This window comes from Reichenbachiella sp. MALMAid0571 (assembly GCF_040151475.1).
GTDB lineage: Bacteria > Bacteroidota > Bacteroidia > Cytophagales > Cyclobacteriaceae > CAXBNB01.
The window spans coordinates 90,543-111,401 of the sequence record NZ_JBDKWG010000150.1 but is presented as its reverse complement, the minus strand read 5'-3'; the positions used below and the strand labels follow the sequence as shown (position 1 = coordinate 111,401).

The window sequence follows — 20,859 nt, the reverse complement described above, 5'->3', positions numbered from 1 at the left end:
CATTTTAATTTCGAGGTAATACCCTAATTATAGGATCTACATCATATTCCTGACCATCAACAATGTATTTAATCCCATAAGATTCTTCTCCTGTAGCAGTCTCACTGATGACCCCACTCCAGCTTGTACCATGCTTATCCGGTGCAGGATTCTTACTAAAAATATCTTTATTTTCAGGCAGTGCATAAATACTGGTAATTTCACTTATTCCTGACCCCTTATAAATTTTCCACTTAACAGTATCACCAGGTTGTACATCTGTGGTAATGTCCTTTCCATGATGCCCTTCACTGTCTGTGAAAATCAAATTTGTTGTGCCTTCTTCCAGGCTGAGAAATATAACTTCTAATCCCATTTTTTTCTATTTACTAATTACAAAATATTAAGTTAAAATCTATTTTATTTGGTTATAACGGTATTTAACTATAGACACTCATCACTTCTTTCACTATCGAATCAAATTGTTCAATTCCACTAAGAGGCTTAGTTACATATTTCGCCACTTCAAAATTGAGATCGGTCAAATCATACTCTGCATGAGATGAAATAACTATTATTTTAGGCTTAACATCCAATGTGCTAACCGTTTCAAAACCATCCAAATAAGGCATTTCAATATCCAAAAACAACAAATCTGGTTTTAATTTCACAATCCCAATTGCTCCATCTATTGGGTTTTCATAAGTGGCCATCAAGTCAATGTAATCCAATTTTTTAGAGAAAAACTTTATTATCTCAAGGAATAGAGGGTCATCATCTATAGCCACACATTTTATTTTATCCATAAGCCGGTAGAAATCAAAAAGTGGAGAATTGAAAAAAATATATTTCAATACGCTGGTTAATATTATAGAAAGATTTCCAATTTAAAAAATAATATTCCAATGAATAAACCATATTGATCAAACACACTAATTTTGAAATTCAGTAATTATAAATAATAAGAATAAAATGGGCAAAGGTAAAGTAACTATAGGTCATGTGTTTAAGACCATAATGTGGCCAAGGAAAAAACTATTGTTCGTTGGATTACTATTAATCATCATCAGTAGGCTCGCCAGTTTGGTTTTGCCAGGTGCAAGCAAATACCTGATGGATGATGTAATCGCAAAAGGAGATTTAGAGATGCTCAAAACATTACTCATAGCGGTATCCGGAGCTATTGTAGTACAAGCCATCACTTCATTTCTTCTTACTCAGCTATTAAGTGTTGAGGCACAATTACTGATTGCTCAATTGAGGGCCAAAGTACAAAAACAAATTATCAAACTACCTGTCAGCTTCTTTGACAACAACAAGTCAGGTGCACTGGTTTCAAGAATAATGAGCGATGTAGAAGGTGTAAGAAATCTGGTAGGAACAGGTTTGGTTCAACTTTTCGGTGGAGTCCTTACTGCTATTGTATCTCTGGTGTTGTTGATTAAAATAAGCCCAATGATGACACTATATGTACTCGTGCCAGTATCCATTTTCGCTGTTATTTCTCTAAAGGCCTTCAGTTACATCCGTCCAATTTTCAGAAAAAGAGGTGAAATAAATGCTGAAGTAACCGGACGGCTCACTGAAACCTTAAATGGGATTAGAGTAATCAAAGGCTTCAATGCAGAGCAACAGGAAGTTAAAACCTTTGAAGATGGTGTTGACCGTCTTTTTAAAAATGTGAAAAAAAGTTTGATTTCTACAAGTATTGTGACCAGTTCTGCTACCTTTCTGCTTGGTATGGCTACTACCGGTATTATGGGTATAGGAGGCTACATGATTATTGATGGGCAACTTACTTTTGGTGAGTTTCTGTCTTTTACACTGTACCTTGGTTTTATGATCGCTCCTATAGTGCAGATGAGTAACATTGGAAGTCAGCTCACGGAAGCATTTGCAGGCCTGGACAGGACAGAGGAAATCATGAATATGCCCCTTGAAGAAGACGAAAGCGAAAGAACAATTAAGCTTGATACCATTGAAGGAAATATAGAATTTCAAGATGTATCCTTTGCTTACGAAGAAAACAAAGAAGTCATCAACAATATCAGTTTTACAGCACCAGCGGGCTCTGTTACTGCACTGGTAGGAACATCCGGATCGGGTAAGTCAACCATAGCCGGACTTGCCGCTTCATTTTTAAACCCAATAAGTGGTAAAATTACCATTGATGAAAACGATCTGTCCAAAGTCAGTCTGCAATCTTACAGAAGCCAATTGGGAGTGGTACTTCAGGATGATTTCTTATTTGAAGGCACTATAAAAAACAACATATTGTTTCCCCGGCCTGATGCTACTGAAGAAGAACTCCAAAATGCCGTAAAAGCTGCCCATGTACAGGAATTCACAGATCGGTTCGAAGATGGACTGGACACTGTGATTGGTGAAAGAGGTGTGAAATTATCCGGAGGGCAAAGGCAAAGGCTGGCAATAGCGCGGGCTATTCTTGCCAATCCAAGAATATTGATTCTGGATGAAGCAACATCAAACCTCGATACGGAAAGTGAATCATTTATTCAGGAAAGTCTAAAAATGCTCATGAAAGGCAGGACCACATTTGTGATTGCTCATAGATTAAGTACTATAAAGCAAGCAGATCAGATTTTAGTAATTGAAGGAGGAAAAATTGATGAGCAGGGAAATCACGATGAACTCATAGCAAAACAAGGGAGATATTATGATTTATATACCTATCAGGCAAGGATATAAGCCTACTTGATAGGTAGTCATACATACGGCATAATCATTGCCAGGTGGGTCAAATATTAAGTGTATCAACTTTTGTCAAACAATACAAATCTCTACTTTCATTAATTACCAACTGGTACAACTATGTATCATAATTGTTTGAACCTAATTCTAAAAAAATGACAACCAAGTATCATCTAATTGCCTTCATCCTATTTGCTTTATTAGGATGCGAAACTAAAAAGTACCTTCCTCAAATTGCCGAACTTACTACCAATGCTATTGGACAACCTGTCTATCAGGACAAACCCTATATGCAGGACTATGTTGTGAAATACTATCTTATTGACAATCAAGAGAATATAAATCTAAAAGATGTCTCAGCTAATCGTAATGGAAATATTCAAATCCTTTCTAACCAAGGACTATTAGTTCCTGAAAACGGCAGCCTGTTTTATTCGGGAGGATTGATACCTGATGTTTCCTATTCTCCCTTAATTCCTAAAAAAATCACTGATTTAGAAACTTATAAAAACCACACAGTTTACCTCGATGACAAGCACGTATTCAGCAATGCCTGGGCTGGCAAAATTCAGATAACACATGGATTACCTAACGCCAAATATTTTGCCGCAGGAAAAGATTTTCATTTTTTGGTTTCTGATGGTGAAAAGCTAACATATCTTAACAAAACAGGCGAGAAAATATGGACAGGCTTATTAAGCAACGTCAAACAAATCATTTATCAGGAAAGTAAAGGCCGTTTTTTACTGGTTACTACTCAAACTGTCTCCGAGTTGATTCCTGGTCAACCCATAAAAGAATTGTACAAAGGAAATATCTCTTGCGCTGCTATTGGTAAAAATGGAACTGAAGTAGTTATTGGCACTTCCAATGGGTATGTGTTTTTATCTGAAAACAAACTGATTTCAAATGTACCCTGGCCTGAGATTACTTGTATAAAAGAAATCAACGGTGCTTTGTGGTTCGGTTCTACATGGGGTGCATACAAACTGAATGAAGATGGTAAATACAGCTATTACTCCGGTGAACGATGGTTGCCAGACAATCATGTTGTGGAACTGGAAAAAGGCCCTGAAAACACCGTTTTAGTACTTACTAAAAAAGGGTTGGGACAAATTCACTTTAAAAAAATGACTCTGGAGGCCAAGGCGATGTTCTACGAAAAACAGGTAAGAGAAAAAAACATCCGGTATGGATTCAACTGTAGTGTAAGTGCCCTTTCACAAAGCTATGCCTCTGCAAAAATGGGTGCTCAGGCAAGTGACAACCTATGGACATCCATGTACCTTTCCAGTCAACTGTTCAGGTACAAAGCTACCGGATCAGAAGAGGCAAAATTAAATGCCTATGAGGCATTTGAAGCCATGGAAAGACTTCATGATATTACCCCCATAGATGGATTGTTTGCCAGAAGTTTTGAACGTGACTACAAAGTGATCAACACAAAAAAAGAAGGCTGGGAAAAGAAGGAATTGCTTTCCGGAAGCCCTGCATTAATCTGGATGCCCGGAAGTGACCATCCCAACTGGACATGGCGCTCCACAGCCAGTAGTGATCAAACTGTGGGACAAATGTTTGCACTCATATCTATGCTGGAACTAGTTGATGATAAAGACTGGAGAAACAGGGCTTTGAAGTGTCTGGATGATCTGATGGGTTATATCGTGGATAACGACTACTACATCATAGATGTAGATGGAGAACCCACTCTTTGGGGTAAGTGGAACCCTGACTATGTCAACAGTTTTCCTGTCAACGTTGGGGACAGGCGGTTGAATTCATCCAACATCATCAGCTTCTTGCAAGCAGCATATAAATTTACAGGGAAAGAAAAATACAAAACCAGTGCCTACCAACTGATGGAAGAGCATGGTTATCTGGAAAACCTGACACGTCCAATTAGTACTATCAGTCCTTCGGATGCTGATGAGTGGAGCAAAACCTTGTCACATGAATGGAATCACTCTGATGATGAAATGTACTTTTTGGCCTATTGGGGACTTCACCCTTTTGCATTTACTCCCGAATTACAAGCTCAATATAAGGAAAGCATAAAAGACCACTGGCAGGCAGAAAGGCCGGAAAAGAATGCACTGTGGAATTTGATTTACGGTATGACCACCGGAGCAACAGAGTTTGATCTGGATGAGTCTGTATGGTTTTTAAAAAACTACCCTATGGACTTAAGGACATGGAAAATGCAAAACTCGCACCGCAAAGACATAGAGTTGATTTCGGACAATTTCCGTGGACAAACAACCAAAGAGCTATTACCTCTTGGTGAAACACCTCTATACCGACACAACGGCAATATCTACGATCTGGACAGAAATGGTGACGGACAAGCTCTGATCAGTGCCGGAGACACCTGGCTACTACCCTACTGGATGGGCCGCTATATGGGAGTGATCAGTGCTCCTGTGGAATAATTAGAGTTATGTTTTATAAGTCACAAAAAAACTTGTCAGAAAACAACCCAAAGACTCCAGATCAATATTTTTTTCGTTTCAGTAGTGTATTACAGTTTTTTTATAACCAATACAAAATAAGCCCCGAGTAGAAACACTCACATAAATTAGATTGTTTGTCAAATAAAGTGATGAACTTTGCCCAAGGATTAAATATTAATTTTTCTATACAAGTACTACCATTGGATATTTTCCATCAAAACCTGAAACAATAAAATTGATGGGTGTTAATAGATATGGTAATTGAGACAAGACAATAACCCTTAAAACAAACTTGTCAGAGAATTTAAAAAGAAACAACATGAAACTGCGCATATTAAACAATTCAATAAGATTAAGGCTGTCACAATTGGAAATAGAAACACTTAAATCAGAAAAACGGGTGTCGGGAAAGACATCATTTAACACCTCTGATTTCGTCTATTCGCTAATAATCAACTCCAGTGAGGAAGATATTAGTACTGGATTTGAAAACGGACATTTGAAAGTAATGATTTCAAAATCACTGGGAGATACCTGGATCAATACTGAATTGGTAGGTTTTGAAAATAAAGACCAAGGCTCTTTACGAATTGTCATCGAAAAAGACTTTCAATGTCTGCATAAAAGACCGGGAGAAGATGATACCAATAGTTTCCCCAACCCTCTTGCAGAAGTGAAGTAACTGATAATTGCATAAATTTGTTGGTAAATGGTAAAAACTGAGGACATATTAATCGACAACTGGGGTCGCAAAATAAACTACCTTAGAATAGCCATAACAGATCGGTGTAACCTCCGGTGCTTCTATTGTATGCCCGAGGAAGGTATCAATTACCTTCCTAAAAAGGAATTGCTCTCCTATGAAGAACTTCTAAGGCTGGCTCGTATCGTTGCTGAATTAGGAGTAAATAAGATCAGACTTACAGGTGGAGAACCATTTATCCGCAGGGATGTTATGTCTTTTTTAAGCAAACTCAATCAAACTTCAGGTATTGATTCCATCCATATCACTACCAATGGCGTTTTTACTCATAAGTACCTTAATGACCTCCAGGGTGTTGGGATAAAGTCGGTTAACCTAAGCATGGATACACTCGACCCTGTCAAATTCAAACAAATCACGAGAAGAGACGAATTTCACAATGTAGAAAAAACTTTGTATGGATTGCTTGAAAGAAATATCCCTACCAAAGTAAATATGGTAGTGATGGAAGGTCAAAACATTGATGATATTGTGCCTATGGTGGAACTGAGCAAAAACCATCCGGTTGAAGTAAGGTTTATAGAAGAAATGCCTTTTAATGGAGATGCTTTACATCATGTAGCCCTGACCTGGAATCATAAACGAATATTGCAAACTATACAAAATGTTTACCCTGAAACCAACAGCATCGCTCACGATTCTAACTCTACATCGCTGAGGTACCATATAGATGGTTTTAAGGGGAATTTTGGTATTATACCCGCTTACTCCCGTACTTTTTGCAATACCTGCAACAGGCTCAGAATCACTTCTCAGGGTACCATCAAAACCTGTCTGTATGACGATGGGGTTTTAGATTTGAAAAAAAGCCTTAGAAACGGAGATTCCGATCAGGTTATTAAAAACCAACTTAGAACTGTGGTAGGCAAAAGAGCCAGAGATGGGTTTGAAGCTGAAAAAACAAGAAAAATTCTAACCATAAACGAATCAATGTCCAGCATTGGTGGATAAAGACAGTAAATGTTAGGCCTTAACCTGATTAAATTATTTTGGGAAGGTCAGTTTAAAAAACAACAACATTGTACTCAATATCAAAATAACGGAGTTTGCAATTACCACTGGCCACAATGAAAAAGAAAAACCGTAAATGAGCCATATAATCGTGCTGCAAAAAACAATGATAACCATATAAATACTCAAATCTTTGACACTCTTCGTTTGCCAGGCTTTCCATACCTGTGGTATAAAAGTTATACTACTTAAAACAGCACCTAAGTGACCTGCAATTTCTGCCCAATTCATATATTCAAGTTTAGGGTGGTAAATATAGAACTTGCCATCTATATGAAGTTAAATTATGTTTATAAAGTTTATGAAACCGGAGGCATATATTTCCATAATGAACCATTTTGAATGGTAAATCAGATTAAAAATACCGACACGAAAAAATAGAGAACCTAATGATTATCAATAAAATATTCACCCATTTTTTACAAAGGCTATAAATCAAATCACCATAATTCTCACCTTTTTCTTTTTGATCCTGGTATTGTCAAGCTTTTGAATCACAACTTTCACTTTAGACGAATGAACGGCTACAAAGGCGCAATCCTGCTTGATTTCTATCACTCCCAATTCAGTTTTGTCCAGCTGTGCCTGCTTGAAAAATACACCTGCAATATCTCCTTTGGATATTTTATCTTTTCGCCCTCCGGAAACAAACAAGGTTTTCCAAATTGAAGGATTGGGAAGTAGGCTTGGTACTATGTACTCCAACTCTACCTCCTTGGCAAAGTCCGGAAGATATTCGTTTTCCCACTGAAGCAGAAATGCAGTTCCTTCCGTATTCATTCGGGCCGTCCTGCCATTTCTATGAGTAAATTCCTTAGCACTTTGTGGCAATTGATAGTGAATAATAAACGCCAGATTAGAAACATCAATACCTCTGGCAGCCAGGTCTGTAGCTACCAAGAGCTGATGTGTACCATTACGAAATTTGATCAGGGCTCTTTCCCTGTCTTTTTGGTCCATATCTCCATAGAAACACCCATGCCCAATGCCATGATCATACAAATGATCGCTTACCAACTGAATAGTATCTTTGAAATTGCAGAAGATAATCCCCGGCTGATTACCAATATGACCAAGCGTTTCAATGAGTGTTTGAAGCTTGTCTTTAGTTGGAGAAACTATCCGCTTAAGCTTTAGCTGAGAAGGTTCATTCTCCAAATAATCAATGGTTACTTCATTTTGTGTCATCAAAAAATCTGGAATTCTTACAGCTTTGGTGGCAGAAGTAAAGATTTTTTGCTCCACATTAAGCAATGCTTCAGTTATAGTTTTCATTTCGGGTTCAAACCCTATTTCTAAAGATTTGTCAAACTCGTCCAGTATCAGAGTCCTGATATGAGAAGTTTTAAAATTTTCTCTTCGAAAATGATCGGCGATCCTTCCAGGAGTTCCAACTAAAATAGCCGGACGGTGTTTCAAATCCATTTTATCTTTCGAACCGGCTCTGCCACCATACACCGCATTGACTTTAAGTCCAATCCCTATCTCTCTGATTACAAGTTCAATTTGTAAAGCCAATTCACGGGTTGGTACAATAATGAGCACTTGAATTTCCTGGCTGGATTCATCAAGTTTTTGAATAATTGGTAACAAAAACGCAAGTGTTTTCCCTGTTCCGGTTGGTGAAAGTAAAAACACATTTGCCCCAGACTCAATTGCCATCGCCGCTTCTTCCTGCATTGGGTTGAGCTTTTCTATATTCAATTTATCAAGAATCTCTTTTTGGTTTTTTACCATCTCCGGTTTATCTGTTACAAAATGGCAAAACTAAGGGGGCTTTCCTGCCTAATCCTATTTTTTTGACAAACGTGTGAATAACACCCCAATCAAGTCAGCATATCTTAGACTCAAGAACCTAATTGGTCATTTAAATAACATTGAAGTTAAGTGTAATGACTTATTCATAATATTAGTCATCCTGAGATTTAGTTAATTTGTCAGTAATCATTTTAAATTTACTCAGGGTTAATGGCTTTTCTATATATTCCACTACATCCTGGAAAGGAAGTGCCTTTTGCTTATCATCCTCCCTGATGGAAGAAGAAAACATTGCAATTTTAGTTTTGCCTGTAAATCCATTATCCTCATACCATTCCAAAAATTCGAATCCATTCATAAGTGGCATATTTATATCCAGCAATACCAGATCAGGAAAGTCTGTTGTCCGTGAATCAAAATAATCCACAGCTTCTTTTCCATTTTCAAGAACTTCTAATTGGACAGACAATTTATTCGATAAAAAAAACATCTTAGTAACAAAGTTGCCTGTATCATCATCATCTACTAATAGTATAGTATTAATCTTTTCCATCTTTTTATTTCTAAAATCTTTGTTATTATACTGAGTTGGATTCAGGAGCGAAGAAAATTTTAAAAGTCGTTCCAACTTCAGGATAACTCTCAACTTCAATTCGACCATGATACCTTTCAATCATTGTTTTTATTATATGCAAACCAATTCCCTTTCCTTCTACATCCAAATGAAACCTCTGAAATAGCCTAAAAATCTTTTTTCCATAGCTGTTGAGATCAATACCCCGGCCATTGTCTGATATTATCAAAACAATAGCTCCATTTTCAGACTTGGTCGAAATATAAATAATAGGATTGCGATCATTGGATTTGTATTTAATAGAATTTTCAATCAGATTTTGGAATATATTTTCCAAATGAACGAGAGGAAAAAACATTTTAGGAACCCGCTTAAAATCAGTATGTATTATGGCATTAGACGAAGATATTTGCTCACTTATTATAGAAAATACATTTTGAAGTGCAGCATCAAATTTGATCTCTTCAGAATCAATGTCAAGATTTTTTTTAATTGAGATAACTTCATTCAATATAACTATTGTGCGATTCATTCGATCTACTGTATCCCTAAGCCTTCGAAAAATCGGTAAACCATTTTGTTTGATATAGTTACCTTCATCCAGATACATGAGAAGTGACTCAATATTTATAATGGGTGATTTGAGGTCGTGGGCAGCTAAAAATGCGAACTGCTTCAGATCACTGTTGTTTATTTCCAATTCATCTGCTTTGGATTTAAGCTGTTGCTCAATTTTTTTAAGCTCATTAACATCCACAAATACGAAAACTACTCCCCATACTTCTCTTTTTGAAGTCATATAGGGTAATATTCGCATGAGATAGATGTGCCCGCCTTTGGTAGATACTTCTTTCTCAATGGGATTGAAATTATCCAAAACCATTTGAGCAGTAGTAATAAGATCAAAGTCGGAAAATGTATGGTTAAAGTCTCCAATATATCGTCCTATGTCATTTTTGGTAATATTAATGAGCGGTTTAACCGCATCTGTAAACCTTTTTACACTTAAGTCAATATCAAGAAACAAGGTGGCAATATGGGTGCTTTGGAGAAAGTTGTTCAGGTCGTCATTGAGTTCTGTCATTTCCTCAAGTTTATCCTGAAATTCACTATTCACTGTGTACAGTTCTTCGTTTACGCTTTGCAACTCCTCATTACCACTTTGCAACTCCTCATTGGCTGCAATCAACTCTTCGTTGGTAGCCTGCAGGTCCTCATATGAAGTTTCAAGCTCTTCTATAGTGGATCGCAGGTATTCCTTGGTTTCCTTAAGTTCATCTTCAAGCCTTCGTATATGCAGGTTTCTTTCCTTAGTCAGATCAATTTCCTTTGTTGTTCTTCCAGAGGATTTAACTTTCGTTGTAGCTTCTATGAAGCTAAGAATAATGTAATTGTGTTTCCCAACAGGCTCAGTATACAACTTTGCAATTATTTTGATTAGCGTTACAGTACCATTCTCAAAATTAATAGGCGCAGAAAATATTCTTTTCTTTTGACTTTTGACTCTGGATATTATATTGCTGACAGGAACATACAACTGCTCATCTATCATTTTTAACAGATTCAAAGTCAATTGCTTTTTAGGCAGTTGTACGAATTTATTAATCTCACCTGCCACATGAACCACATCCAGATTTTCATTGATAATAACAGTAGGTGGGACAAGGTCTTCCAACATTGTGTCTTTGAAGTTGCTGATAATTTTTGATTCCGAAAGCGTACGTAACTGATGATCGCCCGGATGTTCTTTACTCGCAACCTCTTTTTTCCTGTGTTCAAATGGATATAAATTATGTATATCCACAGTGCGGTTTATCGCCTTATTTTTATATATTTTATACTTTTTATGTGTTTCATCAAAAAATCTGGCAAAGGTACCTAGCGACTCACTTGTACCTAAAAACAGGTATCCATTTTCGTTTAATGAAATATGTATAAAAGACAATATTTTTTCCTGAAGAGATGGTTCGATATAAATAAGAAGGTTACGGCATAATACCAAATCAATATTATTGAAAGGAGGATCTTTTGATATATCGTGCCTTGCAAAAATGACCATTTCTCTTAGCTCTTTTAATACTGTATAGGTATCATCCGATTTGGTAAAATACCTGTTCAACAAATGTTCAGAAACTTCTTCCTGAACCGTCTCTGTGTAAACACCTTTACGAGCTTTATCTATAGCCCTTTGATCAATATCAGTAGCAAATATTTTTGTCGGTATTTCTTTTTTTAGACTGTGAAAATGCTCCTTTAGCAATATCGCTATTGAATAGACTTCTTGTCCGGTTGAACAACCAGCTACCCAAATGCGGATTTGTTTTTGTCTAACAAGCCTGGCTAAAATTTCCTTGTCCAGAGTATCAAAAGCTTTACTATCCCTAAAAAAACCAGTAACACCTATGAGTATTTCATTGCCCAATAAATCTATTTCTTCGGGATTGTTCATCAAATACTTTAAGTACAGTTCGCAGCTTAAGATATTGCGAACACTCATCCTACGCTCAATCCGACGAACAACCGTTGTTTTTTTATACAACCGAAAATCCATGTTCGTTTTTTGATGAAGTATTACTAAAATTTGATTGATTTCATCCCCTTTGCTAACATCATTTTCATCAAAATGGTGTTTGACAAAGGGATGTTTGACATATTGTACAATAGTTTCTGGCATTTGTGCCGGGTGTAAAATAAAATCTACCAAACCTGTACCTATTGCATTTTTGGGCATACTATCAAACGCAGCTGTTTGAAAATCCTGTGCTATAACCATGCCACCATTTTCCTTAATGGATTTTATCCCTAGTGTACCATCGCTTCCGGTACCGGATAAAATCACCCCAATGGCACGAGCTTTCTGGTCTTCAGCCAATGATTTAAAAAAAATATTGATCGGTAGATTTAATGTTTTTGAATCATCTCGATCTTCCAGGTACAGTATGCCTTTAGATATTGTAATATTCTTATCAGTAGGAACAGTATATATATAGTTGGGTTGAACAACAGTGGGGTTAATTACCATATCGATTTTCAACTCGGTATGTTTGGCGAGTAATTCAGGCATCTTGGATTTGTAATCCCTTGAGAGATGTTGAATAAGAACAAAACTTAAACCTGAGTCCTTTGGTACTTTTTCAAAAAATGAATTGATAGCTTCCAATCCTCCGGCAGAACTCCCTATACCAACAATATATTTGCTCGCTTCCGGAATACTTTCGTCAATTTTTAGTACCTGATCTTGATTAGGACTTCTTTTTATCACTATTATTGTCTGTTTTGCTCTTTCAAGTCATCCTGAATACTTTTTAATTGACTAATCGTCAGTTTTAAATCTTCTGAGATTTCGCCGACCTTTTTCCTTTTCTTTATAAATGCTTGTATCCTATTAAGTGCTTCAAGGTTTTTCTGTATTCGGCTGTCTATTCCTAAAACACTATTAGGTTGGTGATTTATCTTTGATTTAGATGATAACAAGTCATTTATCATTTTGGGTAACTTGCTGATATTCTTTTTTAACAGCAAGCCGGAAGCTCCGTTTAAAATGGTTTCAGCTGCTATTTCCTCTCCAATAGTTCCCGTCACAAAAACAAATGGTACATCAGGAGCCTTTCTTTGGGCAATCATCAAAGCTTCCAGACCGGAAGTCTTTGGTAATTTATAATCTGCAAGGATAACTTCAGGCTTAAAGTGTTCCAGGGTACTTTCGAATGCTACGGCATCACTAACCACTCTAGAATCTACTATGAAACCCTCGTTTTCTAATTCGCTTTTCATAAGTTCGGCATCTTCAGGAAGGTCTTCAAGAATAAGAACTTTAATGGTTTTATATAGGTCAAAAACCTCATCAGTCATAGCAATTCAACTGTTAGGTGACGTATTCAATACAACCCAATATAACCCAACCTGCCGCACGGCATTTGAAAAATTATCAAAATCAACCGGCTTTACAATATAGCTGTTGGCACCCAAGTCATAAGCCTTTTCTATATCAATATCCTCTTTCGATGAAGTCAATACCACAACCGGTACGTGCTTATGCTTCTCAGACGTTTTAAGTCTCTTAAGAACCTCCATCCCACTTACTTTGGGTAATTTTAAGTCCAAAAAGATAAGCTTAGGTAGTCCAGGAGAAACATCTTCATAACTCCCTTCTGCGAATAAATAATCTAATGCTTCTTGTCCATCTTTTAGTAATTTGATCTGGTTAATTAATCCTCCTTCCCGTAAGGAATCTATCGCCAGTTCAGCATCTTCGAACCTGTCTTCAATAAGTAATACTTCAATGTATTGTTGGGCTTCCATAAATAAGCAAGTTAAATTGTTGGTATTTGAAAATAGAATGTTGCTCCCTGATCAATTTTGCCTTCTGCCCATATTTTACCGAGATGCCTATGGAGCACACGCTGAACTATTGCCAGTCCAACTCCTGTGCCTTCAAACTCATCATCATTATGAAGCCTCTGAAAAACTCCAAAGAGTTTGTCTATGTGCCGGTCGTCAAACCCCACTCCATTATCCTTTATAAAAATAGTGATTTCACCTTCCTTTTCCAAATAACCTATATTAATAACAGTCTTTTGTCTAGGCCTGGTATATTTAAGGGCATTTGATACCAGGTTGGTAATTGCCTGCATCATAGTAGATCTGTCTCCTTTTATGAGAGGCAATGTACTCACATTAAACTCAATATCTCTTTTGCTGTTCTCTGCTTGAATAAGATTTTGATAAGCTTCCTTAAACAATAATTGGAGATCAAGTGGGGTAAAAGAGATATTCGTTCGATTCAACCTTGAAAACATCAATATGTCATCAATTAATTGCCCCATTCTATAAGTATTTTTAAGTATAACATCTACTACCCGTTTTCCCTCATCATCCAGATTGTCAGAATGTTTTCTGAGCAACTTGTTGCTAAAACCAGCAATAGCTCGCAAAGGAGCTCTCAGATCGTGAGAAACAGAATAGCTAAATGCCTCAAGCTCTTTATTGCTGGCCAGTATTTCTTCTGCCCTCTTCTCAAGAGTGCTATTGAGAAGTTCTATTTCTTCATGGGCTCTTTTTGCTACTGTTATATCCCGAATTGCAGCAGATACAAGTAGCCCTTCCTCGGTCATAATAGGACTTAACGCAATCTCAATAGGAAACTCGGTACCATCTTTTTTCAACCCTTTTAATTCCATGCCAGTACCCATCATACGTACTTTTGGTGAGATCATGTATTCACTTCTATGTTTTTGATGGTTACTCCTGAAGTTTCCCGGCATCAGTTCTTCCACATTATTGACCAAAAATTCTTCTTTAGAATAACCAAATAATTTATGAGCCTGCAGATTGGAATATACAATTTTTCCTTCTGCATTGGCAATAATCATTGCATCCGGAGCTGATTCCAGAAACTGCCTAAAATGCCTTTCAGATACTTCTATTTTCTCTTGAAAACTCTTTTTCAAAGTCTGATCCCGAGTCACTTTCGAAAAACCGACATGTTTTTTGTTTTGGTCAAAAATAGCCGTAATAACTACATTGGCCCAGAAAGGATTACCGTTTTTTCTTAATCTCCAGCCTTCATCTTCCACTCGTACATTTCTAAGTGCTTCATTTAGTAAACTATCTGGCCGATTGGCTTGTTTGTCTTCTTCAGTATAGAAAACCGAGAAATGCTGACCTATTATTTCGCTTTCTTTATAACCTTTTATGCTCTCTGCTCCCTTGTTCCAGGACACCACCTTTCCTGTGATATCTAACATAATAATTGAATAGTCCTGAACGTCTTCCACTAATCTATGATACTGATTTTCAGACTCTTTCAATTTTGCATCACGATCTGTTATAAAGTAGCCAGCCAAAAGTACCATACCAATGAAAATTAAACTGGTAAATGCCCAATCTACTGATATAACTGAAATATTCTCAAAGAACCCTCTGTTATTGGCATAAAGGACTAACCAGCTAAATACCAAAGGAGCAAATACTGAAATAGGTAAAAGTATGCGCACGACGCGATTTCCTAATGGACTGGATTTCAAAAAATTAATGATTCCATGCTTCGGATCTAGCCCAAAAACACCTATAGTAAGTAACAAAAAACAAATAGCAGTTATTGGAGACATCCCTACCTGGGATGCATTGGGAAATTCGTAAAATGGATTGTTTAAACTGGCATAACCAAAAAGGGTCAGCCAGGGAATGATCCAGCTTACTAATGCCAAAACATGAACAACCCTTTGCTTTTTTTTGTAAAAAAAGGACAAACCAATAGTAGATGAAATCAACAACGCAGAAATCAGTGTTCGCAGAGACGGACGCCCTTGAAATACCGGATAACGTAATTTCATAGCATCTTCATAAAAAACCGACTCTATATCAGGTGAAAAACCCAACAAGTATTTAATTAGAAGCCAAAGAGAAAATAGACCTACGGTTACGCAGATTACCATCCCTAACCTTTTTAGCCATAAAGCGGAAATTGATGGAGTAGATAACAAAAGGGAAACAGAAATCAGAACCAACAAAAACGCAGTTAGTGGAGTAGTTGCCGGCGAACCGGGAAGTATGTTGGTAAGGAACGGTATATCAAATTGCCAGCCAATGAAAACAATCAAACAAAGAAAAAAGACCACAGAACAGCAAAATGAAGTTAAAGACTGTTTGTTCATGGTCTTATTATTTTTTATCGGGTTAAGATAGTTTTCACTTCCTTTCAAATTATTTGATTTAGTACCCCCTTCAAATAAATCGTACAAGGAAACATCAAAATACACATTTTCCATCAATAATAACATAAATTCTTAGAAAAGTTCATAACATTTTTTTTATTGTAAAGTTGTTGTGACAATTATAGTTCTGTGCATCCCTTCTCCAACCTTGGGCTCAGACACTTAGATCAAGATATTAATTTATAGAACGAAGTTTGGAAAACGTACACCCTTTAGAAATTGGAATGTATAATTTTGCGTCAAATTTTGATACAATATGATTTCAGTTGACGCAGTTGGGGTTGAATTCAGTGGCACTACCCTTTTTAACAATATAAATTTCAACATCAACAATGATGACCGTATAGCCCTAATGGGCAAAAATGGTGCAGGAAAATCTACCTTGTTGAAAATAATCGCAGGAAAAGACAAGCCTACTTTTGGTAAGATTTCAGCACCAAAAGATGCTGTTATTGCCTATTTACCACAACACCTGTTGATAAAAGACGATTGTACCGTTTTTGAGGAAACTTCCAAGGCATTTTCGAAAATACTGGAAATGAAGAAGCAATTGGATGAACTTTCGCTCCAATTGGAAACACGTACTGACTATGAATCAGATGCATACAGCAAAATAATCGAACAAGTATCAGACCTAAGCGAAAAATACTACAGCATAGAGGAAGTGAATGTGGATGCTGAAGTGGAACTAACATTGTTGGGACTGGGTTTTTTAAGGTCAGATTTCACTCGTCCAGCGAGTGAATTCAGCGGCGGATGGCGCATGCGCATAGAGCTTGCCAAAATACTGCTTCAAAAACCGGATTTGATCCTACTGGATGAACCAACCAATCACTTGGATATAGAATCTGTCCAATGGCTTGAGGACTTTTTGAAAACCAGTGCTAAGGCTGTAATGGTGATCAGTCACGACAAGGCTTTCGTTGACAACCTGACCAACCGCACCATAGAATTGACCGGAGGTAGAATTTACGATTACAAAACCAACTATTCACACTACCTGGAATTACGGAAGGAAAGACGGGAACAACAACAAAAGCAATTTGATGATCAAGCCAAACAAATAGCAGATATTCAACAGTTTATAGATAGATTTAAGGGTACTTACTCGAAGACGCTTCAGGTTCAATCCCGAGTAAAAATGCTGGAGAAGATGGAAATCGTAGAAGTGGACGAGGTGGATACTTCTGCACTCAATCTAAAGTTTCCTCCTGCACCCCGTTCCGGCAATTATCCTGTTATTACAGAAGGATTGGGAAAAAAGTATGGTGACCACACTGTTTTTAAAGATGTATCACTGACCATTGCCCGTGGTGAAAAAGTTGCTTTTGTTGGGAAAAATGGAGAGGGTAAATCCACTATGGTCAAAGCCATCATGGGTGAGATTGACCATGATGGCAGCTTGCAAATCGGACACAATAGCTCTATCGGTTACTTCGCACAGAACCAGGCAGCCTTATTGGATGAAAAACTGTCTGTATTCGAGACCATTGATGAAATAGCCAAAGGAGATATCCGAAGTAGAATCAAAGACCTGCTGGGTGCCTTTATGTTCAGTGGCGATTCGATTGACAAAAAAGTAAAAGTACTTTCAGGTGGAGAACGTACCAGACTGGCAATGATCAAATTGCTACTGCAACCTGTGAACCTCCTGATACTTGATGAACCTACCAACCATCTGGACATCAAAACGAAAGACATCCTGAAAGACGCATTAAAAGCTTTTGAAGGCACTTTAATTCTCGTTTCTCACGACAGGGACTTCCTCGATGGATTGGCCAACAAAGTATTTGAATTTGGCAACCAAAGGGTAAAAGAACACTTCGAAGACATCAACGGATTTCTACGAAATAAGAAACTAGAAAACTTGCATGAAATAGAAAGAAAGGTCAAAGCTTGAAGTAATCAATTGACTTATTAATTATACTCCCATAAGGTACTTTTGAAGCATCCACATTCCTATTGCCGCAAGGTAACCAAGAGCGGCCGGCAATGTGCCTTTTTTCAAATAGTACGTAATAGAAAGCTCGGATACCTGACCCATAGCAGCTACACCTGCAGCCGATCCGATTACCAGAATACTACCTCCCGTTCCGGCTGTAATCGCCAGCAACACCCAATATTGGAAATGAACCCCATCGGGTAACATGTCAATAACCGCTGCAGTAAGAGGCACATTATCAACCACAGAAGAAACTACTCCCAGAATGCTGTGTCCCATGACAATGACAGTCTCTTTGCTACCGGGAGATTCTCCAAAAAGCAGGTGGGCAAACTGATCCAGAATACCATAAAAATTGAGCGCATTTACTGCTAAGAGTATTCCTATAAAAAAAGTAATAGTTGCCATATCAATGGATTTGATCACATTGACTATTCTGTTTTCCTTCTTTTTAAGTTTACCATGTTTAAGGCGAAAGTCAATTACAATAGCAGCCACTCCCAGTCCAAAAAGGATTCCAAAAAAGGGAGGTAAATCGAGCAGATTCACCAAAACAGCAAATCCAAAAGTCATAAATCCCAGTAATATTATACTCCACTGCAAGGGCAATACTTCCTTCGACATTCTCCCCTTACGATCCTCTTTTATAATCTGTCTTGTCAGGATAAACTGAGGTATTGCCCAAGCTATTAGGGAAGGAAGGAAACCATAAGCTAAAATTTGCCAGGCTGTAAATTTATGTGCCAACCACATCATAATAGTAGTCACATCACCTACCGGAGACATAGCTCCGCCTGCATTGGCAGCAATCACCACATTGATTGCATAGATATTGAAATTCTCCTTTTTCAGATAAAGCTGCCTACCTACTTGTAGCATAACCAAAGTGGTGGTAAGGTTATCCAGCAGTGCTGAGCAAAAGAATGTAATAGCTCCTAAAATCCAAAAAAGAATCGTATTGGATATATTTAACTCAAACAATTTACTTTCGATCCAGGTAAAAAACCGATAATGCCCCATCATCTCCACAATGGTCATAGCTCCCATCAGGAAAATAATCAACTCAAATATCTCTGCCGAACCTTCCTGAAGTGCATGATGCATGATTTTAGGATCAGAACCGAAGGAAACTATCATCCACATCAACGTACCGGCCAGCAGGGCTATCCAACTTTTATTTACACCTAAAGAATGTTCGAATGCAATTGAAATAATAGTGGCAAAGAAAATACCAATAAGAATGATTGAAATGTTGTCCATAAATATATTTGACGGCCTCTTCTCTCAGCCCGTCCCGGTTATTAATTTGGACGCAAGCTTATGACACAATCTGAATAGAATCTGTATTTTACAGCTTAGGAAAGTATTTTGGTCAGGGCAAACGCATTTATAAATTTTTACTATCCCCAGACTCCTGACTGCCGTCAGGCAAGTTGTTCTGGGGTCTGTTAGAATTAACTGTAATTTCAATGGATACAGTAACTGGTACGGTAAGGAGGTTTTTGTTTTTAAATGTGTTTGCCCTAGTATTTTGGTGCTTCACAAAGAAAATCTGTGAATAAAGTTTAAGGTTTTTTAGGTATCCACCGAAAAGCATAATACTCACAAGACCCTTTACCGATGTTTCGAATGCCGTGAGGCACCATTGATCTGAGAAAAATCAAAGAACCCTCTCCTACTTCATAAGGCTTTCCATCTATCAATTCCTCTACTTCACCATAACACACAAGGATAATTTCTTCATCTAGGTGGGTATGCGGAGGATGGCTCCTCATGCCTTCATTGAGCGTAGTGACATGCATTTCAAACTCATCCAGCATCACCGTTGGTTTTCGGGTTACTTTTCTACGACCGCCTTTTTCTGTCTCTTCAAAAGCAAGGTCATTCCATTCAATCATAAAAGAATTGACCCCTTCATTGGTTTGTGAAATATTTTTAGCCCGCCACATTACCACATAAAAGGTCGCCTCTTCAATTCCCGCATTTTGGATTTGGAGTAAGTCACCGGGCATCACAAGCGTAACACTACCTTTACCCAATTGCTTGTTTTGTTGAGCTAATGTCTGGGTTACATTTCCCGATTTCATGATTACCAGCCTCTCCAGAGTATCAGAATTATCAGGAAACTCAAATGAATCTCCTCCATTAATACCGGCTATAAAAATATGAAGGTATTCAAACCCATCGGAGTTGCCTTCAAACAGGGTTTTGATTTCTCCGGAAGCCATGCTTTTCGTATCGATCTTTTCCCAGTCGTAAGCAGTAGATTCTATGGTGAAGCTTTGAGCATAACCATTTTGAGCGAAAGCTAAGAGCGATATAATAGGTAATAGATACTTCATGTCGTTTTCCAATATAGAAATAATATATCAATAGTCAGTTCATTTTGTGTGATAATGTTGTGGCTAACAAACTGCTTGCGCCGGATCAGGAAATGGATACGAGCGGAAAGTTCTGCCTGATGAAATGGCTTGGCGAGTTAATCGTCCGCTCCCGGCTTCAGCCCCGCCACCTTGTTTTTCAATGAGTTTTTGGCAGAAATGATGATCACACCATCCTGCTTGTTTTGCTTTTTTAGTTCAGTCAAAATACTGAGGCGATCTCCTCCCGCAAGTATCAAATCCAACAGGATGCAGTCATATTCATAGTCATAGATCTTTTCCATGGCCTCCTGATTGTCAGCCGCCAACTCACAGAGGTAATTCTCATTTTTTAGGATTGAGTAATATCCTTTGTCAGTTCTTTTTCATCTTCTATGATCAGAATTTTTATAGCTGCAAATTACTGATTCAATTTAGAAGAAATTTTAAATTTGATCTTTTTGAATTTAAATATTGGACGGAAATTGAAATCAGTGGTGGTTTTCATTTGGTTTTGGGGAGAACCATTGTAGTCAATTTAAACCCCTTTATCATTTCGACGAAGGAGAAATCTTCCTTTTCGAACTGCAATAA

Annotated in this window: 17 protein-coding genes; 5 read left to right on the top strand and 12 right to left on the bottom strand. The window is 37.5% G+C overall.

All coding sequences use genetic code 11. From position 1 onward, the window contains the following. Positions 1-4: 4 nt before the first annotated feature. Positions 5-355 carry a DUF8788 domain-containing protein gene (locus AAOP42_RS21710; protein WP_349530692.1) on the bottom strand — a complete coding sequence of 117 codons (351 nt, stop codon included), beginning with the start codon at positions 353-355 and terminating at the stop codon, positions 5-7. 64 nt (positions 356-419) lie between these two features. After that, positions 420-785 (bottom strand): LytR/AlgR family response regulator transcription factor, encoded by a 366-nt coding sequence (locus AAOP42_RS21705; protein ID WP_349530691.1) that lies wholly within the window; start codon positions 783-785, stop codon positions 420-422. 166 nt (positions 786-951) lie between these two features. On the opposite strand from AAOP42_RS21705, the gene AAOP42_RS21700 reads away from it, so the two are divergent. From AAOP42_RS21700 to moaA, 4 genes are all read left to right on the top strand, one after another. Next, entirely contained in the window at positions 952-2,688 is a 1,737-nt protein-coding gene (locus AAOP42_RS21700) for an ABC transporter ATP-binding protein (RefSeq protein ID WP_349530690.1), read from the top strand. Positions 2,689-2,846: 158 nt separating this feature from the next. Next, positions 2,847-5,120: a ligand-binding sensor domain-containing protein gene (locus AAOP42_RS21695; RefSeq protein WP_349530689.1), complete on the top strand. Its 2,274-nt coding sequence runs from the start codon at positions 2,847-2,849 to the stop codon at positions 5,118-5,120. 340 nt (positions 5,121-5,460) lie between these two features. Further along, positions 5,461-5,823, top strand: a complete 363-nt coding sequence (locus AAOP42_RS21690; protein WP_349530688.1) for a DUF7009 family protein — start codon at positions 5,461-5,463, stop codon at positions 5,821-5,823. 27 nt (positions 5,824-5,850) lie between these two features. Further along, complete coding sequence (gene moaA, locus AAOP42_RS21685) at positions 5,851-6,855, top strand: GTP 3',8-cyclase MoaA (protein ID WP_349530687.1); 1,005 nt, start codon at positions 5,851-5,853, stop codon at positions 6,853-6,855. Positions 6,856-6,888: 33 nt separating this feature from the next. On the opposite strand, the gene AAOP42_RS23830 is transcribed toward moaA, so the two are convergent. From AAOP42_RS23830 to AAOP42_RS21655, 7 genes are all read right to left on the bottom strand, one after another. Then, a complete protein-coding gene (locus tag AAOP42_RS23830) occupies positions 6,889-7,146 on the bottom strand; it encodes a SemiSWEET family sugar transporter (protein ID WP_502947684.1) in 258 nt (85 codons plus the stop codon). Between the two features lie 204 nt (positions 7,147-7,350). Next, on the bottom strand, positions 7,351-8,652 hold the full coding sequence (locus tag AAOP42_RS21680; RefSeq protein WP_349530686.1) for a DEAD/DEAH box helicase: 1,302 nt from the start codon (positions 8,650-8,652) through the stop codon (positions 7,351-7,353). Between the two features lie 172 nt (positions 8,653-8,824). Further along, the gene (locus AAOP42_RS21675; protein WP_349530685.1) at positions 8,825-9,226 is read right to left on the bottom strand and encodes a response regulator; all 402 of its coding nucleotides are present in this window, start codon (positions 9,224-9,226) and stop codon (positions 8,825-8,827) included. Between the two features lie 25 nt (positions 9,227-9,251). Continuing rightward, the gene (locus tag AAOP42_RS21670; RefSeq protein WP_349530684.1) at positions 9,252-12,509 is read right to left on the bottom strand and encodes a CheR family methyltransferase; all 3,258 of its coding nucleotides are present in this window, start codon (positions 12,507-12,509) and stop codon (positions 9,252-9,254) included. A gap of 2 nt (positions 12,510-12,511) precedes the next feature. Next, positions 12,512-13,099 (bottom strand): response regulator, encoded by a 588-nt coding sequence (locus AAOP42_RS21665; RefSeq protein ID WP_349530683.1) that lies wholly within the window; start codon positions 13,097-13,099, stop codon positions 12,512-12,514. Positions 13,100-13,105: 6 nt separating this feature from the next. Beyond that, positions 13,106-13,549 (bottom strand): response regulator, encoded by a 444-nt coding sequence (locus AAOP42_RS21660; RefSeq protein ID WP_349530682.1) that lies wholly within the window; start codon positions 13,547-13,549, stop codon positions 13,106-13,108. 11 nt (positions 13,550-13,560) lie between these two features. Further along, positions 13,561-16,017 carry a PAS domain-containing sensor histidine kinase gene (locus tag AAOP42_RS21655; protein ID WP_349530681.1) on the bottom strand — a complete coding sequence of 819 codons (2,457 nt, stop codon included), beginning with the start codon at positions 16,015-16,017 and terminating at the stop codon, positions 13,561-13,563. Between the two features lie 202 nt (positions 16,018-16,219). Between AAOP42_RS21655 and AAOP42_RS21650 the strand changes: the two genes are divergently transcribed. Beyond that, the gene (locus AAOP42_RS21650) at positions 16,220-17,863 is read left to right on the top strand and encodes an ABC-F family ATP-binding cassette domain-containing protein (RefSeq protein WP_349530680.1); all 1,644 of its coding nucleotides are present in this window, start codon (positions 16,220-16,222) and stop codon (positions 17,861-17,863) included. A 21-nt stretch (positions 17,864-17,884) separates the two neighbouring features. On the opposite strand, the gene nhaD is transcribed toward AAOP42_RS21650, so the two are convergent. From nhaD to AAOP42_RS21635, 3 genes are all read right to left on the bottom strand, one after another. Further along, the gene (gene nhaD / locus AAOP42_RS21645) at positions 17,885-19,165 is read right to left on the bottom strand and encodes a sodium:proton antiporter NhaD (protein ID WP_349530679.1); all 1,281 of its coding nucleotides are present in this window, start codon (positions 19,163-19,165) and stop codon (positions 17,885-17,887) included. A gap of 305 nt (positions 19,166-19,470) precedes the next feature. Then, positions 19,471-20,247 (bottom strand): cupin domain-containing protein, encoded by a 777-nt coding sequence (locus AAOP42_RS21640; protein WP_349530678.1) that lies wholly within the window; start codon positions 20,245-20,247, stop codon positions 19,471-19,473. A 137-nt stretch (positions 20,248-20,384) separates the two neighbouring features. Beyond that, a complete protein-coding gene (locus tag AAOP42_RS21635) occupies positions 20,385-20,624 on the bottom strand; it encodes a response regulator transcription factor (RefSeq protein WP_349530758.1) in 240 nt (79 codons plus the stop codon). Positions 20,625-20,859: the final 235 nt, after the last annotated feature.

Coding starts and splice junctions, on each gene's coding strand:
- AAOP42_RS21710 (WP_349530692.1), bottom strand. CDS start 355: ATGGGATTAGAAGTTATATTTCTCAGCCTGGAAGAAGGCACAACAAAT.
- AAOP42_RS21705 (WP_349530691.1), bottom strand. CDS start 785: ATGGATAAAATAAAATGTGTGGCTATAGATGATGACCCTCTATTCCTT.
- AAOP42_RS21700 (WP_349530690.1), top strand. CDS start 952: ATGGGCAAAGGTAAAGTAACTATAGGTCATGTGTTTAAGACCATAATG.
- AAOP42_RS21695 (WP_349530689.1), top strand. CDS start 2,847: ATGACAACCAAGTATCATCTAATTGCCTTCATCCTATTTGCTTTATTA.
- AAOP42_RS21690 (WP_349530688.1), top strand. CDS start 5,461: ATGAAACTGCGCATATTAAACAATTCAATAAGATTAAGGCTGTCACAA.
- moaA (WP_349530687.1), top strand. CDS start 5,851: ATGGTAAAAACTGAGGACATATTAATCGACAACTGGGGTCGCAAAATA.
- AAOP42_RS23830 (WP_502947684.1), bottom strand. CDS start 7,146: ATGAATTGGGCAGAAATTGCAGGTCACTTAGGTGCTGTTTTAAGTAGT.
- AAOP42_RS21680 (WP_349530686.1), bottom strand. CDS start 8,652: ATGGTAAAAAACCAAAAAGAGATTCTTGATAAATTGAATATAGAAAAG.
- AAOP42_RS21675 (WP_349530685.1), bottom strand. CDS start 9,226: ATGGAAAAGATTAATACTATACTATTAGTAGATGATGATGATACAGGC.
- AAOP42_RS21665 (WP_349530683.1), bottom strand. CDS start 13,099: ATGACTGATGAGGTTTTTGACCTATATAAAACCATTAAAGTTCTTATT.
- AAOP42_RS21660 (WP_349530682.1), bottom strand. CDS start 13,549: ATGGAAGCCCAACAATACATTGAAGTATTACTTATTGAAGACAGGTTC.
- AAOP42_RS21655 (WP_349530681.1), bottom strand. CDS start 16,017: ATGGAAAATGTGTATTTTGATGTTTCCTTGTACGATTTATTTGAAGGG.
- AAOP42_RS21650 (WP_349530680.1), top strand. CDS start 16,220: ATGATTTCAGTTGACGCAGTTGGGGTTGAATTCAGTGGCACTACCCTT.
- nhaD (WP_349530679.1), bottom strand. CDS start 19,165: ATGGACAACATTTCAATCATTCTTATTGGTATTTTCTTTGCCACTATT.
- AAOP42_RS21640 (WP_349530678.1), bottom strand. CDS start 20,247: ATGAAGTATCTATTACCTATTATATCGCTCTTAGCTTTCGCTCAAAAT.